16 protein-coding genes and 1 tRNA gene are annotated in these 22590 nt (G+C 62.7%); 9 read left to right on the top strand and 8 right to left on the bottom strand.

The window, feature by feature from the left end; translation table 11 throughout:
- Positions 1 to 8: 8 nt before the first annotated feature.
- The gene (locus tag ABS761_RS12420; protein ID WP_350408644.1) at positions 9 to 527 is read right to left on the bottom strand and encodes a Csu type fimbrial protein; all 519 of its coding nucleotides are present in this window, start codon (positions 525 to 527) and stop codon (positions 9 to 11) included.
- A gap of 401 nt (positions 528 to 928) precedes the next feature.
- Positions 929 to 1004: transfer RNA gene (locus ABS761_RS12415), tRNA-Thr, on the bottom strand.
- 81 nt (positions 1005 to 1085) lie between these two features.
- Between ABS761_RS12415 and ABS761_RS12410 the strand changes: the two genes are divergently transcribed.
- Positions 1086 to 1454, top strand: coding sequence for an MAPEG family protein (locus tag ABS761_RS12410; protein WP_350408643.1), 369 nt, complete (start codon positions 1086 to 1088; stop codon positions 1452 to 1454).
- Here ABS761_RS12410 and ABS761_RS12405 read toward each other — a convergent pair.
- From ABS761_RS12405 to trxA, 5 genes are all read right to left on the bottom strand, one after another.
- The gene (locus tag ABS761_RS12405; RefSeq protein WP_350408701.1) at positions 1405 to 2547 is read right to left on the bottom strand and encodes an AI-2E family transporter; all 1143 of its coding nucleotides are present in this window, start codon (positions 2545 to 2547) and stop codon (positions 1405 to 1407) included. The two genes, ABS761_RS12410 and ABS761_RS12405, sit on opposite strands and share 50 nt — an antisense overlap.
- Positions 2548 to 2569: 22 nt before the next feature.
- Positions 2570 to 3799 carry a DUF3422 domain-containing protein gene (locus tag ABS761_RS12400; RefSeq protein ID WP_350408642.1) on the bottom strand — a complete coding sequence of 410 codons (1230 nt, stop codon included), beginning with the start codon at positions 3797 to 3799 and terminating at the stop codon, positions 2570 to 2572.
- Positions 3800 to 3999: 200 nt separating this feature from the next.
- The gene (gene gdhA, locus ABS761_RS12395) at positions 4000 to 5340 is read right to left on the bottom strand and encodes an NADP-specific glutamate dehydrogenase (protein WP_350408641.1); all 1341 of its coding nucleotides are present in this window, start codon (positions 5338 to 5340) and stop codon (positions 4000 to 4002) included.
- A 13-nt stretch (positions 5341 to 5353) separates the two neighbouring features.
- Positions 5354 to 6610, bottom strand: a complete 1257-nt coding sequence (gene rho, locus ABS761_RS12390; protein WP_350408640.1) for a transcription termination factor Rho — start codon at positions 6608 to 6610, stop codon at positions 5354 to 5356.
- An 83-nt stretch (positions 6611 to 6693) separates the two neighbouring features.
- Complete coding sequence (gene trxA / locus ABS761_RS12385) at positions 6694 to 7020, bottom strand: thioredoxin TrxA (RefSeq protein ID WP_350408639.1); 327 nt, start codon at positions 7018 to 7020, stop codon at positions 6694 to 6696.
- Positions 7021 to 7278: 258 nt separating this feature from the next.
- Between trxA and ABS761_RS12380 the strand changes: the two genes are divergently transcribed.
- From ABS761_RS12380 to ABS761_RS12345, 8 genes are all read left to right on the top strand, one after another.
- Positions 7279 to 9240: a DNA topoisomerase IV subunit B gene (locus ABS761_RS12380; protein ID WP_350408638.1), complete on the top strand. Its 1962-nt coding sequence runs from the start codon at positions 7279 to 7281 to the stop codon at positions 9238 to 9240.
- A gap of 10 nt (positions 9241 to 9250) precedes the next feature.
- Positions 9251 to 11554, top strand: coding sequence for a DNA topoisomerase IV subunit A (gene parC / locus ABS761_RS12375; protein ID WP_350408637.1), 2304 nt, complete (start codon positions 9251 to 9253; stop codon positions 11552 to 11554).
- A 41-nt stretch (positions 11555 to 11595) separates the two neighbouring features.
- Positions 11596 to 12642 (top strand): CDP-6-deoxy-delta-3,4-glucoseen reductase, encoded by a 1047-nt coding sequence (locus tag ABS761_RS12370; RefSeq protein ID WP_350408636.1) that lies wholly within the window; start codon positions 11596 to 11598, stop codon positions 12640 to 12642.
- Positions 12639 to 13892 (top strand): D-amino acid dehydrogenase, encoded by a 1254-nt coding sequence (locus tag ABS761_RS12365; protein WP_350408635.1) that lies wholly within the window; start codon positions 12639 to 12641, stop codon positions 13890 to 13892. The genes ABS761_RS12370 and ABS761_RS12365 overlap by 4 nt, the downstream gene beginning before the upstream one ends.
- Before the next feature lie 7 nt (positions 13893 to 13899).
- A complete protein-coding gene (locus tag ABS761_RS12360) occupies positions 13900 to 15213 on the top strand; it encodes an extracellular solute-binding protein (protein WP_350408634.1) in 1314 nt (437 codons plus the stop codon).
- Between the two features lie 167 nt (positions 15214 to 15380).
- Positions 15381 to 16250 carry a TrbG/VirB9 family P-type conjugative transfer protein gene (locus ABS761_RS12355; protein WP_350408633.1) on the top strand — a complete coding sequence of 290 codons (870 nt, stop codon included), beginning with the start codon at positions 15381 to 15383 and terminating at the stop codon, positions 16248 to 16250.
- Positions 16247 to 17473, top strand: a complete 1227-nt coding sequence (locus ABS761_RS12350; RefSeq protein WP_350408632.1) for a hypothetical protein — start codon at positions 16247 to 16249, stop codon at positions 17471 to 17473. The genes ABS761_RS12355 and ABS761_RS12350 overlap by 4 nt, the downstream gene beginning before the upstream one ends.
- Before the next feature lie 889 nt (positions 17474 to 18362).
- Positions 18363 to 19346, top strand: a complete 984-nt coding sequence (locus ABS761_RS12345) for a hypothetical protein (RefSeq protein WP_350408631.1) — start codon at positions 18363 to 18365, stop codon at positions 19344 to 19346.
- Positions 19347 to 19418: 72 nt separating this feature from the next.
- On the opposite strand, the gene ABS761_RS12340 is transcribed toward ABS761_RS12345, so the two are convergent.
- Positions 19419 to 22589 (bottom strand): type I restriction endonuclease subunit R, encoded by a 3171-nt coding sequence (locus tag ABS761_RS12340; protein WP_350408630.1) that lies wholly within the window; start codon positions 22587 to 22589, stop codon positions 19419 to 19421.
- Between the last annotated feature and the right edge of the window lies 1 nt (position 22590).

Raw genomic sequence — 22590 nt, 5'->3', positions numbered from 1 at the left:
TGGAAACCTCAATAGTACACATTAATGGCCACGGTGTCGGTATAGGTTGCCGCGGGGACGTTCAGCGTTGTGGTTGTTTTCCCATAGACGGTGTAGGTTTGGGCCGTGCCCGTGCCGGTGGCCGTCTTGATGTTGGCGGTCCCGGTGGTGGCATTGCCCCAGACCGTCGTAAAGCCGGGATTCTGGTATAGCTGATAGCCGATGGTCTGGGTGACGCCTGGCGCCGTCGAGGCCATTACGCCCACGCCATCGTCCACCGCGCCCGTGGAATTCGATTTCAGCCCGATCTTGTAGGGCGTCTGGTTCGAGCAGGTGACCGAAAAGCCACCGTTGCTGGCGCTTGCGTCGGCGGCGGTCGAGGGATTGCTGCCGAAATCCAGGGTGCTGGTCGTACTGGATACGGTGCAGTTGGCCGTGATGACGATCTGGACATCCATTGATCCCGCTGTCGTTTGCGCCGAGGCGGGCAGGGACACGGCGAGTCCGCTCAGGATCGCGCCATACAGAGCCAGTGATTTGAACTTCATGCTGTTTCATCTCCAGGGTTGAGCGCTTCGGATGGAAGCGATCGCGGAGCCCGCCGGCTCGATGCGCACTCAGTGGACGAGCGCATGCCAGGGACGTCGTTTTGGAGGTGGTTAACAATGCCGCAGGCCGAATATTGAGAAACCTCGTATTCGGACATTGGGTTCGACTCTCCGACGAACCCAAAGGCACCCATTGCAGGTGACAACGGCATCAATGACGAGAACATCGGTAAAATGATGCGCCCGGTGCCGAGACTATATCATCTGGGGGGGCGGGCTGTCACTCGATGCGCCCGCAAGGCACGCCTTGGTGTTGTTTTTTATCTGTGGCGGGCTGCGTCTTTGCGGTTTCCCCATTTTTGCCCCATTTTTACTCGAGAGCCAGGGAATACGCGGGTGTGTGGTGCCGGTGAAAGGAGTCGAACCCTCGACCTTCTCATTACGAATGAGCTGCTCTACCAACTGAGCTACACCGGCGATTCTGATGTTCGGAAAACTGCCTCACCGCCCATCAAAGCCAGCTATTATACATGGATCGAGAGACCACTGGAGATGGCCATGACCCTCATAGCGTGGCTGCTGCTCGCCGCCGCCGTTTTGCCGTATGGCGCCGCGATCGCGGCCAAGGCGGGAGGGCGCGCATTCGACAATGAGTCGCCCCGGGCCTGGCTCGCCGCCCAGCAGGGGTGGCGGGCCCGCGCCGACGCCGCTCAGGCGAATCTGTTCGAGGGTTTGCCGTTTTTCTATGCCGCTGTGCTCTATGCCCTGTACGCTGGGGCGGACGGGGGCCGCATTGCCGGCCTGATGCTCGCCTGGGTGCTGTTGCGCCTGCTGTACGTCCTGGCCTACATCCTGGGGCGCGGCACGGTGCGCTCGATCATTTGGGGGTTGGCGCTGCTGGTGAATCTGGCGATTTTGTTGACTTGACCGAGGCTGGGGCCGGCAGTTCGTCCGCCGTGCTCTGGGCGTTCATCAAGACCGCGTCGGGGAACAGGTCCCAGCAGGCGATGAACAGCGCGGCGAACAGCGGGCCGATGACAAAACCGTTCAGGCCGAACACCGCCATCCCGCCGAGGGTCGAGATCAGCACGATGTAGTCGGGCATCTTGGTGTCCTTGCCCACCAGGACGGGGCGCAGCAGATTGTCGATCAGGCCGATGACCAGCACGCCGAACAGAATCAGCGTGATGCCTTCGCCATAGGCGCCGGTCACCACGAAATAGATGGCCACGGGCGCCCAGATCAACGAGGCCCCGACGGCGGGCAACAGCGACAGGAATGCCATCAGCACCCCCCAGAACAGCGAGCCTTGGATCCCTAGGAAGGCGAACATCAGCCCGCCCAGGAAGCCTTGGGTGACGGCGATGACGATATTGCCCTTGACCGTCGCCCGCACCACGGTCGTAAATTTCTGGAACAAGTGGCGACGGTGGGCATCGGACAGCGGGATCAGGTTTTTGACGCGCGGCACCAGGGCGTGACCATCGCGCAGCAGAAAGAACAGCAGGTACATCATCACGCCCAGGCCAATCACGAACTGAAAGGTGTTCTGGCCGATGTTCACGGCCTGTTTGGCCAAGAACTGACTGGCCTGCAGGGCACCCGCGGACAGCTTTTCCCGGATGCTGAGCAGGTCGCCGACTCCCCAGGATTCCAGCCAGCCGTGCACAGAGGGCGGCAGCGCGGATACGATCTGCTCGTAGTAGGCGCCAAGGTTCAACTGACCGCTGCTGATCCGGTTGTACAGGCCCGCGGCCTCGTTGGCCAGTGCGCCCGCAATGAAGATCAGCGGCAGGATCACGATCAGGATGATGATCAGGACCATCAGGAGCGCCGCCAGGTTGCGGCGCCCCCCCAGGGCGGCCCGCAGACGCCGGTGCGGCGGCCCAAAGACCACGGCCAGCACCCCGCCCCAGAAAATTGCCGGGTAGAAGGGCAGCAGGATGCTGAGAAAGGCGAACGATACGGCGGCCAGCAGGAACAGAAAGCTGCGGAAGTGGAGGGTGGACGTTTGCATGATTTTTGCGGTGATCCCGGTGTGTTCAGTGCCGCTTGGTGTTGTGGATGCGGTAGGCCACCGCGGCGATCGTGAGAATGCCCAGCGGCGTCCCCGCCAGCAGGGCGGTGCGCGCGGAGAGGTCGATGCCCAGCACCAGGAGGCCCTCGTACAGCAGCTTGAACAAACTGAACAGATAGTAGCTGATCGCGATGATCGACAAGCCCTCGACCGCCTTCTGGATCTTGATCTGGGTGTCGGCGCGCGTGCTGAGGCTGTGCAGGATCTGGGCGTTTTGCTCCTCCATTTCGACCTGGACCCGGGCTTGCAGCAGCTCGCTCAGATGGGCGACGGCGTTGCCGATGCGCGACAGGCGCTGGTCCGTGGAGGCGCAATAGCGGACCGTGGGGCGGAAGCGCTGTGCGATGAAGGTGCCGAGTTGCTGGCAGTCGCCCGTGCGGCTTTCGTGCAGTTCGGCGATGCGCTCGAAGACGATCTGGGCATAGGCCTCGGTGGCGCTGAAGCGCAGGCGCGTGCGCGCACGAGTCTGGGTCACGCGGGCCGAGAGGTGGGTGATCCGCTCGAGCAGCGCCTTGGCCTCGCGCGCGCCGGCGCGCGCATTGTCGTCGGATAGCGCCACGAGCTCGGCCTCGTAGTGCTTGAGCTCGGTGCCGAGCGTGCGCGCCAGCGGCAGCGTGAGCGAGGCCATCAAGCGGTAGGTCTCGACCTCGAGCAGCCGTCGCACCATCCGGCCGAGCCGACGGCCGTCGAGCTGGCGATTGACCACCAGCATGCGGTTCAGGCCCGAGCCGTTCAGGCGCAGGTCGCTCCAGACGGTGGCCTTGTCCTGGTCCAGATTTGAGCCCAGCGGGTCGTCGAAGCCGTAGGCCGCGACATCGCCCGCCCAGTCAGAGGCGGACTCGACGCGCACCTGGTCGGCGTTGATGAGCAGGCGCCCATGGGCCTCGGTGATCTCGGCCAGCACGGGGGGCAGTTCCGGCCAGGCGCTCGGGTGACGGCCCGGCATCAGCAGGGTCAGGGTGAGGAATTCGGTATGGCGTTCCCAGCGCAGGTTGGCGTCGCCCATGGGGATTTCACCCAGCGGCTGCTGGGGATCGGCCATGGCCACGTGTCGGTCGCAGAGCGCGCGCAGGATCGCACCCGCCGCGTCATCCTCGTCGATGAATGCCAGGTGGAAGACCTGTGCGGGCGCTTCGAAGTACATGGAAGGGCGCGCATGGAGCTCGTTGTGCAGGGCGTTGCGTTGGAGGTGCATGCGGGTCGAAGGCCACTGGCTGTCGGAAACGGTCCAGTGTATCGAAAGAATGTGCGCTGCATGTGAAAAAATGTCCGGCCCGGCTGGAGGTCGGGGGACGTTTTCCCGGCGCGGCGTGCGCCGGTGGGATGCGATGGGCCAAAAAAAGGCTCCCGGAGGGAGCCTTTTCAGTGGGGCGGGGACGATGCACGGCCACCATGTCAGTACACGCCCTGCGCGAGCATCGCGTCCGCCACCTTGACGAAGCCGGCGATATTCGCGCCGTTCAGATAGTTGACCGACTTGCCGTCCCCGCCGTGGTGCACGCAGTTTTCGTGGATGTTGCGCATGATGGCGCGCAGCTCGGAGTCGACCTCGTCACGCGTCCAGTGCAGGCGCTGGGCATTCTGGCTCATTTCCAGCCCCGACACGGCCACGCCGCCGGCATTGCTGGCCTTGCCCGGGGCATACAGCACGCCGGCCCCGATGAATGCCTCGGCCGCGTCGAAGACGGTCGGCATGTTCGCACCCTCGGCCACGCAGCGTACGCCGTTGGCGATCAGGGCGCGGGCGTCCTCGAGTTCGAGTTCGTTCTGGGTGGCGCAGGGCAGGGCGACGTCGACCGGCACGTGCCAGGGGCGCTTGCCGGCCTCGTAGACCAAATTGAATTGCTTGGCGTATTCCTCGACACGCCCACGCTTGTGGTTCTTGAGTTCGATCAGGGCCGCCAATTTTTCGGCCGTGAAGCCGGCCTTGTCGAACGCGTAGCCGTGCGAGTCGGACACCGTGATCACGCGTGCGCCGAGCTGGATGCATTTCTCGATGGCGTACTGGGCGACGTTGCCCGAGCCCGAGACCGCGACCGTGTAGCCCTCGAGGGACTGGCCGGCATGCTGCAGCATTTCCTCGGCGAAGTACACCGTGCCGTAGCCGGTGGCCTCCGGGCGGATCAGACTGCCGCCGAACGACAGGCCCTTGCCGGTGAAGACGCTGGCCGACGAATTGGAGAGTTTTTTCATCATGCCGGCCATGAAGCCGACCTCGCGCGCGCCCACGCCGATGTCGCCCGCCGGCACGTCGGTGTCGGGGCCGAGGTGGCGGTGCAGCTCGACCATCAAGGCCTGGCAAAAGCGCATGACCTCGGCGTCGGACTTGCCCTTGGGATCGAAGTCCGAGCCCCCTTTGCCGCCGCCCATGGGCAGGGTGGTCAAGGCGTTCTTGAAGGTCTGCTCGAAGGCCAGGAATTTGAGGATGGACAGGTTCACCGAGGGGTGAAAGCGCATGCCGCCCTTGAAAGGGCCGATCGCCGAGTTGTGCTGGATGCGAAAGCCGCGGTTGACCTGGGTGCGGCCGGTGTCGTCCATCCAGCAGATGCGAAACTGGATCGCGCGTTCGGGTTCGACGAGGCGCTCGAGCAGCGCCAGGCTGCCGTAGCGCGGGTTCTTCTCGATGAAGGGCCACAGACTGTGCATGACCTCTGTCACTGCCTGCATGAATTCGGGTTGGTGCGGGTCGCGGGCCTGGACCTGGGATAGGAACTGATCGAGGGAGGGGTTTGTCATCAAGGATGCTCGCTTATTTTTTCATCATGTCGAAGAATTCTGCGTTGTTTTTGGTCGCCCGGATTTTGTCCAGGATGAATTCCATGGCTTCGACTTCGTCCATATCGTGTATGAACTTGCGCAACACCCAGATCTTTTGTAGAAGTTCCGGTTTGATCAGGAGTTCCTCTCGGCGTGTGCCGGATTTGTTCAGATTGATGGCCGGGTAGATGCGTTTCTCGGCCAGGCGGCGCTCCAGGTGGACTTCCGAGTTCCCGGTGCCTTTGAATTCCTCGTAGATGACCTCGTCCATGCGGCTGCCGGTCTCGATCAGCGCGGTGCCGATGATGGTCAGCGAGCCGCCTTCCTCGAGATTGCGCGCGGCGCCAAAGAAGCGCTTGGGCCGCTGCAGCGCGTTGGCGTCGACGCCGCCGGTCAGGACCTTGCCCGAGGCGGGGACGACCGTGTTGTAGGCGCGCGCCAGGCGGGTGATGGAGTCCAGCAGGATCACCACATCCTTTTTCAGCTCGACCAGGCGCTTGGCTTTTTCAATCACCATTTCGGCGACCTGCACGTGGCGGGTGGCAGGCTCGTCGAAGGTCGAGGCGACGACCTCGCCGCGCACGGTGCGCTGCATTTCGGTGACTTCCTCGGGACGCTCGTCGACCAGCAGGACGATCATCACCGCGTCGGGGTAGTTGGTGGTGATGGCGTGGGCGATGTGCTGCATGATCACGGTCTTGCCCGATTTCGGGCTGGCCACGATCAGGGCGCGCTGGCCCTTGCCGATCGGGGCGAAGATATCCATGATCCGCCCGGTGATGTTTTCCTTGCTCTTGATGTCGCGCTCGAGCACCATCGGCTCGTCGGGGTGCAGCGGCGTCAGGTTCTCGAACATGATCCGGTGCTTGATCGCCTCGGGCTGCATGCCGTTGACCTTGTCGACCTTGACCAGGGCAAAGTAGCGCTCGCCGTCCTTGGGCGTGCGCACCTCGCCCTCGATCGAGTCGCCGGTGTGCAGATTGAAGCGGCGGATCTGCGAGGGCGAGATGTAGATGTCGTCGGTGCTGGCCAGGTAGGATGTTTCAGGCGAGCGCAGGAAGCCAAAGCCGTCCGGCAGGACTTCCAGTACCCCGTCGCCGAAAATTTGCTCGCCCTGCTTGGCGCGTCGCTTCATGATGGCGAACATGAGCTCTTGCTTTCGGAGGCGGCTGGCGTTTTCGATCTCGAGACCGGCGGCCATTTCGAGCAGCTGCGAGACGTGCAGCACTTTGAGTTCGTTGAGGTGCATGAGAAGGAGGGGAGAAAAGGTCGTCGGATGGGCGGCGAGCCCGGAACGGGCTCGCGCGAGCGTGCGAATGCAGGTTTATGGATTCAGATGGAGTCGTCGAGGAAGGCCTGGAGCTGGGTCCGGGACAGCGCGCCTACTTTCGTGGTGGAGACTTTGCCGTCTTTGAACAGCATCAGGGTGGGGATGCCGCGGATGCCGTACTTGGCGGCGCTGTCGGGGTTTTCGTCGACATTGACCTTGGCGATGATAACACGCCCCTGGTATTTGGCGGCGGCCTCTTCGAGGAGAGGGGCGATCATTTTGCAGGGACCGCACCATTCGGCCCAATAGTCCACCAGGACGGGCAGATCGGACTTGAGAACGTCGGTCTCGAAGGACGCGTCGCTGACGTGCTTGATGAAATCGCTCATGGTTATGCAAGGATCAGAGAGGGTGGAGGATGCGCGCCTGCGCGGCGGCCGTGTCCGGCACCCGCGGCAGGGCTGCCGCGAGAGTTTTGCGCCAGCCCGGCACAATGCGATAAAGCATACCACTGTGAGCGCTGCATTGTCGCGCGATGTTGCGCGCCTCGTCCCACGCGATGTGTGCCCTTTGCGTCCCGGGCCACGGCCGGTCGGCGAACTTTCCGTAAAATAGCGGTCTTTGATCACACCGACTACGGAACGACATTGGCCACCACACGCTACGACGAGTCCTCGATCCGCGTCCTCAAGGGGCTGGAGCCCGTGCGCCAGCGCCCGGGGATGTACACGCGCACCGACAATCCCCTGCACATCGTGCAGGAGGTCATCGACAATGCGGCCGACGAGGCCCTGGCGGGCTTTGCCCGTGCGCTCGAGGTCACACTGCATGCCGACGGCAGCGTGACCATCGAGGACGACGGCCGGGGCATCCCCGTGGGCGACCACCCCGAAGAGCATGCGCCGGTGGTGGAACTGGTCTATACCCGCCTGCATGCGGGCGGCAAGTTCGACAAGGCCGATGGCGGCGCCTACGCGTTCTCGGGCGGACTGCACGGGGTGGGGGTGTCGGTGACCAATGCCCTGTCCACGCGCCTCGAGGTGACGATCTGGCGCGACGGTGCCGAACACCGCATCGCCTTCGCCGGCGGCGAGGTGGTCGAACCCCTGTCGCAGATCGGGTCCGTCGCCCGCCGGCGCACGGGCACGCGGGTCCGCGTATGGCCGGATCCGCGCTATTTCGACAGTGCCCAGATCCCCCTGGGCGACCTCGAGCACGCCTTGCGCAGCAAGGCGGTGTTGCTGAGCGGTATCCGCGTCGGCCTGCTGAACGAGCGGTCGGGTCAGCGTCGGGAATGGTGTTATGAATCCGGCCTGCGCGGCTACCTGACCGAGGCCCTGGGCGACGCCGAGACGGTCGTGCCGCTCTTCGAGGGGGCGCAGTATGCGTCCGACGACGATGAGCAGTATGCCCACGGCGAGGGCGCTCAGTGGGTGGTGACCTGGACCGCGGATGGGCCGGTGCTGCGTGAATCCTATGTGAACCTGATCGCGACGACGGCGGGTGGCACGCATGAGGCGGGCCTGCGCGAAGGGCTGTTCGGCGCGGTGAAGTCCTTTGCCGAGCTGCATAATCTGGTGCCCAAGGGCGTCCGCCTGCTGCCCGACGACGTCTATGCCCGCGCGAGCTTCATTCTGTCAGCCAAGATCCTGGACCCGCAGTTCCAGGGTCAGATCAAGGAACGCCTGAACAGCCGCGATGCGGTGCGCCTGGTCGGCGGGTTCGTGCGCAACGCGGTCGAGCTCTGGCTGCACGCCAATGTCGAACACGGCAAGCGTGTCGCCGAGCTCGCCATCGGCCAGGCGCAGGCGCGCACCCGCGCCGCGCGCAAGGTCGAAAAACGCAAGGGTTCGGGGGTGGCGGTCCTGCCGGGCAAGCTCACCGATTGCGAGTCCTCGGACGCGGCGCGCACCGAGGTGTTCCTGGTCGAGGGCGATTCCGCGGGCGGATCGGCCAAGATGGGGCGCGACAAGGAATTCCAGGCGATCCTGCCGTTGCGCGGCAAGATCCTCAACGCCTGGGAGGTCGAGCGCGACCGCCTGTTCGCGAACAACGAAATCCACGACATCTCGGTGGCGATAGGGGTCGATCCCCACGGCCCCGACCAGGCGGTCGACTTGTCGGGATTGCGCTACGGGCGCATCTGCATCCTTTCGGACGCGGATGTGGACGGCGCGCACATTCAGGTGCTGCTGCTGACGCTGTTCCTGCGCCACTTTCCGCGGCTCATCGAGGAGGGCCACATCTACGTTGCCCGCCCGCCGCTTTTTCGCGTCGATGTGCCCGCCGCGGGCAAGCGCCCGGCCCGCAAGATCTACTGCCTGGACCAAAGCGAGCTCGACTCCGTGCAGGAAAAGCTGCGCGGCGAGGGCCTGCGCGAGAGCGCCTGGCGCATCAGCCGTTTCAAGGGCCTGGGCGAGATGAGCGCCGAGCAGCTCTGGGACACCACCATGAATCCTGACACCCGGCGTCTGGTCCGGGTGCGGCATGGCGGCGAGGGCACCGGCGCCTCGCGCCGCATGTTCGATATGCTCATGGGCAAGGGCGAGGCCGCGCAGCGGCGCGCCTGGCTCGAAGAAAAGGGCAATCTGGCCGATATCGATATCTGAGGGCATGAGCATGGATGCAACACAGGATTTTTCGCTGGACTCGGGAGGGGACGAGGGTCTGATCCTCGCCCGCTATGCCGAGCAGGCGTATCTCGACTACGCGGTTTCCGTGGTGCGGGGCCGGGCTTTGCCCGAGGTGTCCGACGGCCAGAAGCCTGTCCAGCGCCGCATCCTCTATGCCATGGATGCAATGGGCCTCGCCGCCCAGTCGCGTCCGGTCAAGTCGGCGCGGGTCGTGGGCGACGTGCTGGGCAAGTACCACCCGCATGGCGACCAGGCCGCCTACGACGCCATGGTGCGCATGGCCCAGGACTTCAGCCTGCGCTATCCGCTCATCGACGGACAGGGAAATTTCGGCTCGCGCGATGGCGATAATGCCGCCGCCATGCGCTATACCGAGGCGCGGCTGACGCCAATTTCGCGCCTGCTGCTCGATGAGCTCGACGAAGGGACGGTGGATTTCGTCCCGAACTACGACGGCAGCCAGCAAGAGCCCGTGTGCCTGCCCGCGCGCCTGCCGATGATGCTGCTCAATGGCGCCTCGGGGATCGCGGTGGGGATGGCCACCGAGATTCCCTCGCACAATCTGCGCGAGATCGCGCGCGCCTGTGTGGCGCTGCTGCGCAAGCCCGCCTTGCGCGACGAGGAGCTCTACGAACTGGTGCCCGGCCCGGATTTTCCTGGCGGGGGGCAGATCATCTCGGCGCCCGAGGACATCGCCCAGATCTACGCGGTGGGGCGCGGGACGATCAAGGCGCGCGCGCGCTGGCATTTCGAGGACCTCGCCCGGGGGCAGTGGCAGCTCGTGGTCACCGAGCTGCCGCCCGGCACCTCCGCGCAAAGAATCCTCGAGACGATCGAGGATGTCACCAATCCCAAGCCGCGCGCTGGTAAAAAAAGCCTGAGCGCCGAGCAGCAACAGACGCGGGCCCTGGTCCTGGGCATGCTCGACGCCGTGCGTGACGAGTCCGGCAAGCAGGCCGCTGTGCGCCTGGTGTTCGAGCCCAAGACCAGCCGGATCGATCGCGACGAGTTCGTCAATATGCTGTTGGTGCGCACCGGCCTCGAAGGCAATGTGCCCATGAACCTGGTCTGCATCGACACGGATGGCCGTCCGGGCCAGCGCAGCCTGCGCCAGGTTCTGGAGTCCTGGCTCGCATTTCGTTCGGCCACGGTCACGCGGCGCACCCGTCATCGCCTGGACAAGGTGCTCGACCGCATCCACATTCTCGAGGGGCGCAGCATCGCCTACCTGAATGTGGACGAGGTCATCCGCACCATCCGCGAAGCCGAGGAGCCGCGCCCGGCACTGATGGAGCGTTTTGGCCTCACCGAGCGCCAGGCCGAGGACATTCTCGACATGCGCCTGCGCCAGCTCGCGCGCCTGGAGGGGATCCGCATCGAGCAGGAGCTGGCGCAAAAGCGCGAGGAGCAGTTGTCCCTGCAAGAGCTGCTTGACAAGCCCGATGCCATGCGCCGCCTGATGATCCGCGAGATTGAGGCCGACGCCAAGCAGTACGGCGACGAGCGGCGCACCTTGATCGAGACCGCCAGCCGGGCCGTGATGGAGACCCAGGTGCTCGACGAGCCGGTCACCGTGGTGATCTCGCAAAAGGGCTGGCTGCGATTGCGCCAGGGGCATGGGCACGATCCCGCGCAGTTCGGCTTCAAGGCCGGCGATACCCTGTACGATGCGATCGAGTGCCGCAGCACCGATGAGCTGATCGCCCTGTCCAGCACCGGCCGCAGCTATGCCATCGCCGTCTCGAGCCTGCCCTCGGCGCGCGGCGACGGCCAGCCGGTGACCTCCATGGTATCGATGGAGGCGGGCGCCCGCATCGTCCACATGATGGCGGGCGCGGCGGACCGCCGGGTCATGCTGGGCGTGCGCGCCGGCATCGGCTTTCTCGCCCGCCTCGGCGACCTGAGTACCCGCCAGCACGCGGGCAAGCAGTTCGTGGCCCTTGATCGCGGCGATGTCCTGCTCAAGCCGCTGATGCTGCGCGAGGACGACCATGCCCTGGCCCTGCTCAGTAAAAAGGGCAAGTTCCTGGTCCTGTCCCTCGATGAGGTCAAGGCCCTGTCGGGAGGCGGCCGCGGCACGATCCTGATGGGCCTGGATGCCGAGGATCGGCTCGAGCAGTGGGCGGCGGTCGGGCCGGCGGGGGTGAGCCTGCGCGGGGTCTATCGTGCCAGGGATACGGTCCTGACGCTGGATCTCGAGGCTTTGCGTGAATACGAGGGCCGGCGCGCGCGCAAGGGCAAGCTGCTCGCCGTCAAGGTCAAGCAGCCCAGCCTGTGGCCCGCGGGCTAGAATACCGGGTGTCATTCACTCATCGGGATGCGGGACGGCTCATGAGCTTCAAGGTGTCGGTGTTGCCCGGCGGTCAGGCCTTTACGGTCGAGCCCGGGCAGACGGTGCTGGATGCGGCGCTCGCCGCCGGGCTGGTGCTGCCTTATAGCTGCCGCACGGGGGCGTGCTCCACATGTCGCGGCCGGGTGGTGTCGGGGGAATACGACGCCGGGGAGGCGCCCAGGCGCATCCTCGAGGGCGAGGAACTCGCCCGCGGCTACACCCTGCTGTGCCAGGCCAGGCCCGCCTCGGATCTCGTCATCGAGGCCCGCGAGGTGCGCATGGCGGGCGACATTCAGGTGCGCAAGATGCCCGTGCGCGTGCTGGCCTTGCAGCCGCTGGCGCCCGACGTGATCGAGATCACGCTGCAACTGCCCTCGGCCGAGGCTTATCGCTACAACCCTGGCCAGTACCTCGAATTCATCCTCAAGGACGGCCGCCGCCGCGGCTATTCCATGGCCGCGCCCCCGGGCGAGGACCACACCGTGCGTCTGCATGTGCGCCACATGCCGGGCGGCGCCTTCACCAGCCAGGTGTTCGGCGTCGGCGCCGCGCCGCTCAAGGTCCGGGACATCCTGCGCATCGAGGGGCCGCTGGGCTCGTTCTTTTTGCGCGAGGACTCGGACAAGCCCCTGATCTTTCTCGCCAGCGGCACGGGTTTTGCGCCGATCAAGGCCATCATCGAGCAGATGCTCGTCGACGGCATCCAGCGCCCGGCGGTGCTGTATTGGGGCGGGCGACGCCCGGCCGACTTGTACCTGGACGCCCTGGCGCGCGAATGGGAGGCCCGCCTGCCGGGGTTTCGCTATGTGCCCGTGGTTTCCGAGGCCCTGCCGCAGGATGGCTGGACGGGACGCGAGGGGTTCGTCCATCGCGCCGTCATGGAGGATTTCCCCGATCTGTCGGGCCGCCAGGTCTATGCCTGCGGCGCGCCCGTCATGGTCGAGGCAGCCCGCCGGGACTTCGCCCAGTCCTGCGGGCTGCCGGTCGAAGAGTTCTACGCCGACGCGTTTACCTCCGAGGCCGATCGGATCGTGGCGGGTGCATGAAAGTCGCTGTGTTCGGCGCCGGCATCATCGGGGTCTCCAGCGCCTGGTGGCTGGCGCGCGCCGGCCACGAGGTCGAGGTGATCGAGCGGCGCCCCGGCGCCGCGCTCGAGACCAGCCGCGCCAACGGCGGCCAGATCTCGGTCTGCTACGCCGAGCCGTGGGCGAGCGGCCATACCCTGCGCAAGGTGCTGCGCTGGCTGGGTCGGCGCGATGCGCCTCTGGCGTTTTCGCCGCGACTCAGCCCGCGGCAGTGGTTGTGGTGCATGCGCTATCTGAACGAGTGCCGAACCTCGCGCAATGCGGCCAATCTTCGCGCCATGGTGCGCATGGCGCAGTACAGTCGCGCGGTCCTGCGGGACCTGCGTGTGGCGCTGGATATTCGCTACGATCACCTCGAGCGCGGCATCCTGGCCTTTTACCGCGATGCGCGCGAGTTCGACCATGCTTGCGCGAGTGCCGAGCGCATGCGCGAGCTGGGGGTGGCCCGCCATATCGTGGATGCGGATGAGGTGCTGCGCATCGAGCCGGCGCTCGAGGCCTTGCGCGGCCAGATCATCGGCGGCGACTATACCGCCGACGACGAGTCGGGCGACGTGCATCTGTTCACCCGCGCGCTGGCCGACCATGCCCGCGCGGCGGGCGTCGTCTTTCGGTTCAACACCCGGCTGAGTCGCCTGGTGCCGGGCGAGCGGCGGGTGGCGGTCGCCGAGGTCGTCGAGCCCGACGGTTGGTTCCGGCCCCTGCATGCCGATGCCTACGTGCTGGCCCTGGGCAGTTTCACGCCCGATCTGGCCGGCCCGTTGGGCATCGACTGCCCGGTCTACCCGGCCAAAGGGTACTCGGCGACATTCGGCTTGCGCGATCCGGCCTTGGCCCCCGAGGTCAGCCTGATCGACCAAGAGGCCAAGCTCGTATTTTCCCGCTTGGGCAGCCATTTGCGCATGGCAGGCACGGCCGAAATCGGCGACTATTCACGTACGCTGAATACACGGCGTTGCAATAATCTGGTCCAGCGGGCACGGACCATGTTTCCAAGCGCCCTCGATTTTGATAATGTTCGGTTCTGGGCCGGTTTGCGGCCTACGACCCCCTCCAACGTTCCCCTGATCGGCCGCACGCGTATCGGTAATCTGTACCTGAATACCGGGCACGGCAGCCTGGGGTGGACGATGGGTGTGGGCTCGGGCAAGGCCTTGGCGGATCTGGTGTCCGGTCGGACACCAGAGGTCGATTTCCCTTTTTTAGGTTAGATCCACTATGAAATTCATCAACGACCCCGGTTTTTTTCGTCCGGGGCGTCATGCCGCGTGGCTGCTCGTCGCGGCCCTGGCCGCCGCTCCGTCGTTCGCGGCGACGGACATTCAGGTCTGGCACACCATGGACGAACACAATGCCGGCGCCTTCCAGGATCTGGTCAAGGCCTACAATCGCGGCCAGTCCGACGTACAGGTCAAGCTGCGGGCCTTCGAGAGTCCGCAAAAACTCGAGGCTGCCCTCGATGAGGCGGCGCGCGCCAAGAATCTGCCCGCGCTCGTCGAACTGGGCGATGATCAGATGCTGGATCAGATCGCGCAGCGCAGCTACATCCAGCCGTTTTACACACAGCAGAACAATCCGGCGCTCAAGAACACCCCTTGGTTCCTGTCCTCGGACAATGCTTTTATCTATGACGCCAAAGGTCGCCTGATGGCCTTTCCCTACATGCTCGAGATCCCGGTCATGTATTACAACCGGGATGCCTTTAAAAAGGCCGACGTCGAGCCCGCGGTGCCGCAGCGCACCTGGATCGAGCTGCAGGGCCAACTGGTGAGCCTGGCGAACAACGGGTCGCGCAAATGCCCGCTGACTTCTGACTTGCCGGTCTCGATCAATCTCGAGAATCTCGCGGCGGTCAACAATCAGCTCTTTGCCAGCGAGGGCAACGGGTTGAAGGCCAAGGGGCTGCCCAGCTTCTCGTTCGACTCCACCTACGTGCGTCACCTGTCCCTGATGATCAGTTGGGTGCGCAGCGAAATCATGGTCGGGCCCCAGTTCGGACCGCAATCGGTCGACCGCTTTGCGGCCGGCGAGTGCGCGATCCTGATGTCGAATTCCGGCCACATCGGTCGCTTCAACGACAAGCGGCTGCTGCGCTATGCCGTTTCCGGCCTGCCGTACTATCCAGAGGTCACCAAACAGCCCGGCAGCCCCTTCGTATCGGGTGCCGGTTTGTGGCTGACCAAGGGCGACAAGCCTCGCACCGAGGCCACAGTCCAGTTCCTCGCCTGGCTGGCGCAGCCCGAGCAGGCCGCGAAATGGTACCAGCGCACGGGCTTTCTGCCGCTGACGCGTGCGGCCTTCGAGCAGACGCCGGACACCTACTACAAGAATATGGGCCAATGGCGCGAGTTGGTGGCGGTGTATTCCCAAAAGGCGAGCGCGACGGGGCAGGGCTTTCGCATCGCCAATTACCCCAGCATCCGTGCGCGCTTCCACCAAATCCTGGATTCTGCCCTCGAAGGCCAGCAGCCCGCCGTCACTGCTCTGAAGCTCGCGGCGACCGAGGCCAACAAAATGGTTCGCCAGAAATGATCGTTTGATCCGGAATCCCGCCGCGCGGCTCGATGAGCCAGGCCGCGATGGCGGGGACGCTTTGCTCCATCCGTAATCCCCAGTCTGGCGCAGGGCCGGCATCCATCCCAAGATAGGCACCCGATCCACAGGATCCGGTGCCTGTTTCGTTGATGGAGGGTGCGTTCGTGTCGAGGTTTATTGTGTTGGCCGCCGCGTCGGTGTTGCTGGCCGGTTGCGCCCAGACGTCTCCGTGGGCCTGGTTGGACTCGCAGGGGCGCCGCCCGGTCGATCAGGCGCCGGGCCGCTTCAGTTTCGATTGGCGCATCGACGGCGAACCCAGCCTCGCGCCCTTGCAGGTGTTCGATGACGGCGAGCGGATCTGGCTGCAATACCCGGCGGGCCAGGCCGCGCCGGCGCTGTTCGAGCGCACGGGGCGCGGCGACCGTCTGTTGCTGCCGACGCGGCGGGGCGACTACCTGATCGTCGAGGGGGTGCCGGCGCACCTGGTGATGCGCGGTGGACACCTGCAGGCCGAGGCGCAGCGCGACGAGCAGGCTGCACCGGAGGTCCTTCCGCCGGCCGCCCCTGCGTCGACCGAGGGTTCCGCGGCGTCGGCTGCCTTGCCGACCGACGCTCCCGCGCCCCTTGCGGCGCAGGACGTGGCACTTGCGTTCCCGGCGCCCGCGCCGCCGCCGCTGCCGCGCCGGGTGCCCACGGCGCCTCCGCCGGTGCCGCCGCCCGCACCCCCTCCGGTCGCCTCGCCGATGTTCCAGGCTGGTCCGGCGGATGTCAATATCCGCAAGGCGCTCGGCCGCTGGGCGCGCGATGCGGGTTGGGTGTTCGAGGCTGAACATTGGGCTGTCGACGTGGATATTCCCCTGGCGGGGTCGGCGGCGTTCGGGGATGCGTTCCGGCCGGCGGTACGCGCGCTGCTGGCCGCCACCGAGTTGGGCGAGCGCCCCCTGCAACCCTGTTTTTACGCCAACCGGGTATTGCGCGTGGTGCCGCTGGCCCAACGCTGCGACCGCACGGCCGGCACCGGGAGACCCTCGTGAGGGCGCGGCGGCTGGCGGGGGTCGTGGTGCTGTGCGGGCTGCTCGCAGGCTGCGCTCTGTCGCAGCGGCTGCGCGAGGCGGCGCACGAGTTCTCGCAGGCGCGCGCCGTCCTCGCGCGCGGCCATGACGGATTTGCCGATGCCGCGCACGATGCCGCCGAGGCGCGGCAGGCCGCCCAAGAGGTAGACAAGCCCTGGCTCGCGGGGCGCGCCCAGCCCCTGGCGCGCGAATTGACCCTGCCGCCCGCCCTGCGGGCCCAGGTTCGCACGACGCTGCTGTTTTCCGATGGGGACGACGATTTGCGCCGCATTGGCCGCAGAATCTCCGCGGTGACAGGGATTCCTGTCCACGTGCGGCCCGACGCCTTGCTGCCCGCCTGGCATTTTATGCCCAGGCTGACTGGGGTGGCGGGCCCCGGCCCCTCCGCGCCGCCCGTCTCCGAGCCTTTCGTCCTGGCCGATGCGCCACAGCCGCTCGCCCAGACGCTGGACCGCCTATGTGGCCATTTCGGCGTCCTGTGGCGCTTTCATGAGGGACGTATCGAGTTCTTCCGCACCGAGACCCGCCTGTTCAATGTCCGGGCGCTGGCGCTCGAGGCCCATACCGAAGCCTCGCTGGGGTTTTCGGGCGCGCGCGGGGCGGGAGGCTTCGTCGGCGCCTCCGGCACCCGCCTCAGCAGCCCGGGACAGGATGTGATCAAGACCATCCGCGCGCGCATCGAGCCTTTTTTGTCGCGTGCGGGCCTGCTCGTGGCCGAGCCCGGTGCCAGCGCCACCATCGTCGTCACCGACACGCCCGACGCGCTGGAGCGCGTCGCCCGTTATCTCGACCTCGAGAACCGCGCCCTGACGCGGCGCGTGCGCCTGGTGTTCGAGGAGCTGACCGTGGCCCTGACGGACCAGGCCCTGGCCAGCCTGGACTGGAATCTGATCTTTGCCGGGACGCGCGTGGCCGCGAGTCTGGCGATGCCCGGGCTGGGGACGGCGCAGTCGGGCGCGCTCGGCGTTGGTCTCACCCAGGGCCCGTTTTCGGGCAGCGAGGCGGTGATCCAGGCGCTGGGCGAGGCCGTGCGCCTGGTGCGCAGCAGCACCGTGCCCATGCTGACCCTCAATCGCCGCCCCGTGACCCACGCGGTGCGCACGACGTTCTCGTATATCGATCGGGTCTGGTCACTGACATTAAAGTTCTGTTCCGTGACAAATAGTTCTGTTCCGGCGGTTTAGTGACAATAAGTTCTGTTCCAAAAAGGACTTATCCACAGTTTTGCAGTGACAATAAAGATCTGTTCTCCTATGAGAGTTGTCATGAATCAGCTCCCGAGCGGGAAAACAACCTAGGCTGTGGATAAAGTGGATGACTAGTGGAAATAACTGCCAATAGACCGGGAATGTAGCTGTTTTTTCTACTCGACCCTGTTACACGCCCCAAAGTGACAATAAGTTCTGTTCCCGAAATCGGCAGTGACATTAAAGTTCTGTTCCGGCTTTCGGCCCCCAGGCAGCTATGAAGAGTCATCGACCTTTTCTCTGGCTCGGGCCGCCTGCCACTTCGGCAAAGCCTCTCCATCGCAGCCCTTTTAGGGCATACCCTCGTGGCGTGAGCACTACATATTGTGGTTTTTAATTAAATCAAGCACAACATGTAGAAATTTAGATGTAACATTGACAGAATGGCCGCGTATCTCGCCCCAGCGGTAACGGCCATTCCTTTCCCGCCTGGGGTCTATGGAGCCAACAAATGGCTAACACTAAGCAAACATCGCATCGCGTGGCATCCACTGCTGCTAAAACGCTGAGCAGCCCTTCATCCAGTGCACGGCAGAAGTCGCTAGCCGGCTCAGCATTGAGACAGTCGGGCACAACAGCTCAGACTGGCGCGAGGATGGAGCCGAAAGCCTCGCACGCTTTGGCAAGTTCCCGCTCGGCTGCCGGGACGAAGACTCTGGCTGGGAGTGTCGTTTCTCAGTCGAATCGGAAACGGTAACTTTCCGGGCGCCTCACATTGGGAGGGGAGGACGGGATGCCCATGTGGCGATATATGTGAATGCTAGATACTGTGCATTTGTACAGTACAATGTTCACAACGCATTGCGCTTGCTTTGGACATCCGAGTATGGCTACTCCGTTCATAGAAATTCAGACGTTCACCAGTCCCGAGGAAATTTGGGAGCTTCCTACCTTCACGGAAGAAAATCCGATCAATCAGGTCAATTACAAGCGCCTGATTGGCGATTACAACTTTAACGAGGAAGTACGGTGTTGCTACGAGAAGCAGCCTGGCAAGCTATGCCGTGAGCCCCACAAACGAGGCTGGGTCGCTGAGTTGTCAGACGGCTCAGTGACAATAATTGGGAACCATTGCGCTGAAGACAAGTTTGGTGCAGATTCCCGCCTGATTGCTGATAGAAGCCAGTACAACAATGAAAAGCGCCGTCGGGAGCGTTTGTCTGCGATATTCCTTCAAGTCCAAGAAAAACCTATGCGGCTCGGGCGGATTGGGCAGCTGAGATCTCAGTTGAAGGCTTTGGAAGGTCGGGTCAGTGAGTTTGCCGACGAGATGGGTACAGCAACTGTGCGCATACTTCAGGATATGGCTCAACGGGGCCAACCAGTAGTGACTGTGACAGCGGTTAGGTATAGAGAGTACACGGATGACGAGGGTCGAACAAAGCGTGAGCGAAGTGACTTTCAGCAGAGACTCGGGGCGCTCGCTGGTTTAGACCTTTTGCGGCATTCGCTGTTTTCGTCTATCTATGCAGTGATGAGTGATGTTGAGCGTGCTCACGAAGAAGCTGATCATCTTGGAGAAAAACCAAAAGCCGATGAAGTTAATGCTTTGGCAAGTCGGCTGGGTCAGTATGACCATGTGATCAGATCGAGTACTCAGCTGCTTGATCTAGAGGAAAGGCTATTTGGTAATGATCCCCTTTTGCTCTGTTTCCTCATCAATGATAAGGTCAATCGCTACAGATGTGCCGGGGTTGCAATGCGAAAATCCGGGGTCAAGGGCGGCAAGGAGAAAGCGAAAACATGGCTTGCTGAACAAGAGGTGGCACTGAAGCAGAAGCTTGGGGTTGATGCAATCGAAATGCGGTAAGTTATTCAAGTTTGATCAAGTGACCCAGTCCACCGATTGTGACGGGAATGGTTTTTAAGCTATCTTGGACAGTTAATTCAGCCTCATACTGCCGTCTGCATAGCGCCGTGTTACGAAACTCCATACCTCGTTGACCTTTGCGTTCCAGAGCGCGTCTGGATAGGGCTCCTGCGGTAATTCGTTCAATCTCAAGCGAATTTCCGACCATACAGCGCCCCGGGTTTCCTGGCCGCGTAACCAATCCACGCCATCCACTAGGGCGTGAAGCTTATCTAGTAATGCCCTAGCTACCCGTTTTACCTCCGCTTCTTCAGCCTTATTGAGCTTAGGCTCCGGGGTGGTCAAGAGGTCAAATATAGCCAGTTCCTCTTCTGTCAGACCTTCTCGAGCGCCTCGCTGTTCTTCCTCGGATAGTCCGGAGACGAACTCCTTGAGCGCATCGAAGAATTTTTCTGCGTCAATAGAGCCTGCGTTGTACTCGGCAACCAGCTTTTCTAGCTTTTCAACAAGATTGATTCGGGTCGGATTGGCTTCCGCCATGTCCCTGACCTTCCTTTCTGCTTCTTCCCTTGCTCGCTCTGCAGCGACCCTAGGACTTGTCTTGAATAAGCTGGCCAACTTTTCGAAGTCAATACCTGAAAGATCGACTCGACCTTCTGCGCCGGCTCCCTCGATAATAGGAGTGAGAATGGCTACGCCCTCCAGCTTTTCGTCCAGCAGCTCAGCAATCTTCGCTTCAATGGCGGAAATATCAATGGGACCAAGCTTAGCTCGGACTGCATCCGCCAACATGTGGAAGACTGCGACCGATTTGAGGTAGGGGGCTGCTCGCTCATCTGGTAGCAGCGCCTTATATGCTTTCGTTACGGCTCCCGCAAGCTGGATAAACTCCCTACGTAGATCATCAGGTGCAACCAGTATTTCCACGGCTTTGGCAATCAACACCAAGCGGGAAACTGCGTCTGCGTTCATGATGGCACTGGCATTGACACCTAGAGGCTGCGTAAAATCTTTTGCCTGTTCGAGCGCAGTTTCTAGTGCTTTAACAAGGTCTTCCTTATCTTTGATGGGGCCTTTATCCCCATCTGTGCTATTCCCGCTACCCGCGTAAATGGCTAGGGCTTTTTGCAGATTGTTGAACACGCCGACGTAATCAACAATCACCCCACTTGTCTTGCCTGGCGCGTTGCGATTAGCGCGCGCGATGGTTTGCATGAGCGTATGGTTCTTCATCGGCTTATCTAGGTAGACAGTACCGATGCTAGGTACATCGAAGCCAGTGATCCACATTGCGCAGACGAAAACAATCCTTAAGGGGTCGTCTTTGTCCTTAAATTTTTCCTCTAGGTTCTCTTTCTGCATCCGCTCTCGGTGCGGCAGGATATTGAGCCCTTTATGCTTGAGGTCGTCGATTTCATTTTGACCTTGGCTCACGACCACAGCCATATCGAGCTCTCGAAGCCATAGTAGCCTGTCAGCAATGGCAGCACCCTCCGCTTCATGCGCAGTCTTGAGAGCCCGTTCGTCGGCCTCAATTTGTCTATTGATAGCTGCTTTGACGCGGTTATACATGGCAACTGCCGTTGCCTTATCGATGGCGACGAACATCGCTTTGCCTCGATAGCCACGCATTGCAAAATGCTGGGCTACATCATCAGCTACCTTATCGAGACGATCTGGGTTGGTAATGAGCGTATATTGCCGGCCGAATTGACGCTGAAGTGCTTTTTCCTGCTCTTCGCTCAGTTCTACGTTGTCTAGCAACTCACCCAACTCTTCTTTGAGTTCCTCCGAATTAAGCTGAAGCTCGGGTTTTCTGGACTCGTAGTAAAGCGGAACCGTTGCCCCATCTCGCACAGATTGGGCAAAATCGTAGATGGACACATAGTCACCGAACACCTCTCGGGTACGGCTGTCCTCCCCTTGAATCAGTGGCGTCCCAGTGAAGCCCATGAAGGCTGCGTTGGGCAGCGCTGCACGCATGTTAGCGGCCAACTGATCGTATTGGCTTCGGTGCGCTTCATCGGTGATCACGATGATGTCAGAACGCTCGGAAAGCACCGGCATGGGCTCTCGGTCAGCCGTCGAGAACTTCTGGATCAGTGTAAAGACGTAGCGCTCGTTACCAGCCAGCAATTCTCGCAGATGTGTCCGGCTATTGGCTTGGACTTGTTGCGTGTCCTTGGTCAGAGCGCTAACAGAGGCAAATTGGCCCGCAATCTGGTCATCCAGCTCGGTGCGGTCAGTCACGACCACGAACGTGTAATTCCCTCCTACGCGGCGCAGCACTTTCTCGGCAAACATCACCATCGAAAGGGACTTTCCTGAACCCTGGGTATGCCAAAACACCCCCAAGCGGCCTTTGTTCTGCCTGACGTGGTCCACTGCCGCCATGGCACGGTTAACCCCTAGTACTTGATGGTATTTGCCAATGATCTTGCGGAGGCCATTCTTGGTTTCGTCGAACAATACGAAGTTCTCAAGCAGGTCCAGAAATTGCACCGGCTCGCATGTGGCTTGAAGCATCGTCTGGAGGCTTGGGTCTTCCGGCCCGTCCTCATCAAGGCGTTTCCAGGGGGCAAAGAACTCGAAATCCGTATGAGAGCCACCCATCAATGACTCATGGCCATTCGAGAGGATCACAAAGCCGTTAAATGGGAATAGCTGGGGGATGGTGTCGCGATAGTCGCGGAGATTTTGGTCGTAAGCGTTGTAGACCGGTTTGGAAAGCGCCTTCCACTCGGCCAGCAATAGCGGTATGCCGTTGACGAACCCAATGGTGTCTGGTCGCCGTTTGTGCAGCACCCCTGTGATCCAAACCTGGCTAGCGGCTAGGAACTCGTTGGCGCTTGCGTCCTTCCAGTCGATTACCTGCACAGTGACTGTTTCGTTTTTACCGTCCTCTGGACGCTTCACCTCTACCCGCACGCCGTTTCGCAGTAAGTAATAAAGCTCGCGGTTGGCTGCTATAGGCGCCAGGGAGGATCGATCCTGGGTGAGGACCTCTTCTGCGAGTTGCAAGGCATCAACAGGCAAATCCGGGTTGAGCTTGGTGAGAGCCGACCGTAGCCGAGCAGGGAGCCAGGTTTGCTGGAAGCTAGTGCGGCCGGTGAAGCTGTCTTGCCCCAGTTTTTCTTCCATCAAATTGATATGCTGCCAGCCTAATTGCTGGAACAGCGCCAGCGCGGGTTGCTCTACCGCACCGTCTTCGGAAAACTCACTGGAGAGAGACAGGGAATTCATA

Origin of the sequence: Castellaniella sp. GW247-6E4, from assembly GCF_040276065.1 — a bacterium.
GTDB lineage: Bacteria > Pseudomonadota > Gammaproteobacteria > Burkholderiales > Burkholderiaceae_B > Castellaniella.
This window is presented reverse-complemented; position numbering and strand designations above follow the sequence as displayed.

Bases quoted from the DNA above. Each gene is read 5' to 3' on its own strand.
- ABS761_RS12420 (WP_350408644.1), bottom strand. From the start codon at position 527: ATGAAGTTCAAATCACTGGCTCTGTATGGCGCGATCCTGAGCGGACTC.
- ABS761_RS12410 (WP_350408643.1), top strand. From the start codon at position 1,086: ATGACCCTCATAGCGTGGCTGCTGCTCGCCGCCGCCGTTTTGCCGTAT.
- ABS761_RS12400 (WP_350408642.1), bottom strand. From the start codon at position 3,799: ATGCACCTCCAACGCAACGCCCTGCACAACGAGCTCCATGCGCGCCCT.
- gdhA (WP_350408641.1), bottom strand. From the start codon at position 5,340: ATGACAAACCCCTCCCTCGATCAGTTCCTATCCCAGGTCCAGGCCCGC.
- rho (WP_350408640.1), bottom strand. From the start codon at position 6,610: ATGCACCTCAACGAACTCAAAGTGCTGCACGTCTCGCAGCTGCTCGAA.
- trxA (WP_350408639.1), bottom strand. From the start codon at position 7,020: ATGAGCGATTTCATCAAGCACGTCAGCGACGCGTCCTTCGAGACCGAC.
- parC (WP_350408637.1), top strand. From the start codon at position 9,251: ATGGATGCAACACAGGATTTTTCGCTGGACTCGGGAGGGGACGAGGGT.
- ABS761_RS12370 (WP_350408636.1), top strand. From the start codon at position 11,596: ATGAGCTTCAAGGTGTCGGTGTTGCCCGGCGGTCAGGCCTTTACGGTC.
- ABS761_RS12365 (WP_350408635.1), top strand. From the start codon at position 12,639: ATGAAAGTCGCTGTGTTCGGCGCCGGCATCATCGGGGTCTCCAGCGCC.
- ABS761_RS12360 (WP_350408634.1), top strand. From the start codon at position 13,900: ATGAAATTCATCAACGACCCCGGTTTTTTTCGTCCGGGGCGTCATGCC.
- ABS761_RS12345 (WP_350408631.1), top strand. From the start codon at position 18,363: ATGGCTACTCCGTTCATAGAAATTCAGACGTTCACCAGTCCCGAGGAA.
- ABS761_RS12340 (WP_350408630.1), bottom strand. From the start codon at position 22,589: ATGAATTCCCTGTCTCTCTCCAGTGAGTTTTCCGAAGACGGTGCGGTA.